The 1,988-nt window shown below is 44.7% G+C and carries 1 protein-coding gene; it reads right to left on the bottom strand.

The genetic code is table 11. The annotated features are described in order from the left end of the window. Window positions 1-1,615: SLBB domain-containing protein (locus A3763_RS00740; protein ID WP_197482655.1), on the bottom strand; the 1,615-nt coding region annotated here is incomplete at its 3' end. Window positions 1,616-1,988: the final 373 nt, after the last annotated feature.

Raw genomic sequence — 1,988 nt, 5'->3', positions numbered from 1 at the left:
CTTGCTGTTCGTTAATGGTTGTTCTGTTCAATTCAGCGCTTGATAGGTAAGCTTTTTCTGTCAGGCCACCAGCGGCAGAAAGCAAGTTCTCGACAGTCATATTTTCAACTAAGGGATAAACACCTGGGTAACGAACGTTGCCACCGATCGATACTTCTTTTGAAGGAGTAGAAATACTTGCTTGCTGACGCAGTTCTTCCACTAACTTAACAACTTCTTCAGAGCGATCACCATATAGGCCAAAGAACACGAGTTCATCTAGGTCTTGTAGTACTGGGTCTGCTTCGCTTTGCTTAGATTTCAATGCATCTGCGATACTGAAAGCGTGAACACTTAAGGTTCGCTCTGGTTTTGAATAGCGTTTGATTAAAGCATAATTTAAGTCTGGCTCCGGCTTTAAGTATTCAACACTTTGAATGATATCACTCACTCGCAAACCCGGTGTCCAACGGCGCGTTTCGGCACGCTCTGCATGGCCAACTACTTTAATGACATTTTCTACCTTCGGCAGAATTTTAGGTAAGGTAATCTGGTCACCATTTTTTAAAGTGCGGTTTATATCAGCATTTAATGATAAGTCTAAATTCAGGAACTCACGTTCATTTTGCTCATTAACCCGTTCAAGCGTCGCGCCTTGAGGGTAAGCAGAAGCCAACATGCCACCGGAATAAGAGAGAAGATCAGAAACGGAGCCGTTTCCTTTAAGCTCATAATATGCTGGGCGTTTAATTTGCCCCTTTATTGCTACTTGAGGGCCAACAGCGGGAATAAATACCACATCGCCCGATTTAAGCTGAGCATCACCCGAGGTGTCACCTTTTAGCAGTAGGTCATATACATCGAGAGATTGAACAAGCTTACCTTTGCGTTTTAACTGAATATTACGCAGTGAACCCAACTCTGAAACACCACCACTCAGTACTAGTGCATTAGTCATGGTTGAGAGGGAGCTAATCACATAGGAACCCGGCACACGAGCTTCACCCAATACAAAGACCCGAATCGAACGCAAGCTTCCCATCGAAACACTGGCTTTAACACCAATCATTTTTTGATCAATAGTCTTTTTGATTTTTTCTTTGGCTTCAGAGAAGTCTAGGCCAGCTAAGCTCATTGGGCCTAAGTCAGGGATATAAACTTGCCCTTCCTGATCAACAACCAACTCGAAGAATTGGCTTTCTTTACCATAGAGGTTCACTTTTAGTGAATCACCTGGGCCTAGTACGTAATCAGATGAAACAGGAATATCAGTAATGGGTGCAAAGGTCGTTGGCTGACCTGCGAATAGATCGTATCCGAAAGCAGGCAGCTTGCCTTCTTCCATTTCAGTATTGGTGTTAATCTCACCGCCCACAGACTCAGCTACTTGCTGCTGAGCCACCGGCATGACGCTGTTAGTTTGTGCAACCACAGGCGTTTGCGCAGCATTTACATTGGGAATATCCACACCAAACTGCTGTGCTAAACGAGCCTGTTCCGCTGCAGGGAGACGCTTAAACTGTTCGAGCTGCGCCGGTGTAGGCTGTAGGGCAAAAGATTGAAGCGAGAATAAAGCTGCTACTACAAAAAGAAATGCACGCCCAGTGAGCCTTAGGCGAGAGAGTGTATCGATCATTCCTGATTCCATCATTATTAGAGAGTACTTCACTGTGATGACCATGTATGACGATCATCTTAATGGGCGCTAATTTAGCATTTAAAGGAGGGGCTTACTAGTTGGTGGAGTGGTCTATTTTAACATTTGTTTACATTATTTGATGTTTGTCATTCCTTGGAACCCTAAGAAATAAACATTTGAACCACCGAGGACACCGAGCGCTTCGCTACACAGAGGAAGAGATTGAGACACATCTAAAGAAAGCTATTATCTTTTCTCGGTGCAGGCCGCAGGCCGCTCTGTGTTCTCGGTGGTGAATCAGCTTTTATGTCTTAATCTTTAAGGGATAAACCGATGAACCACCGAGGACACCGGGCGCTTCGCTGCACAG

It is taken from the genome of Oleiphilus sp. HI0128 (genome assembly GCF_001635365.1).
The sequence above is the reverse complement of the archived record's forward strand: the minus strand, read 5'-3'. Positions and strand labels throughout refer to the sequence as shown.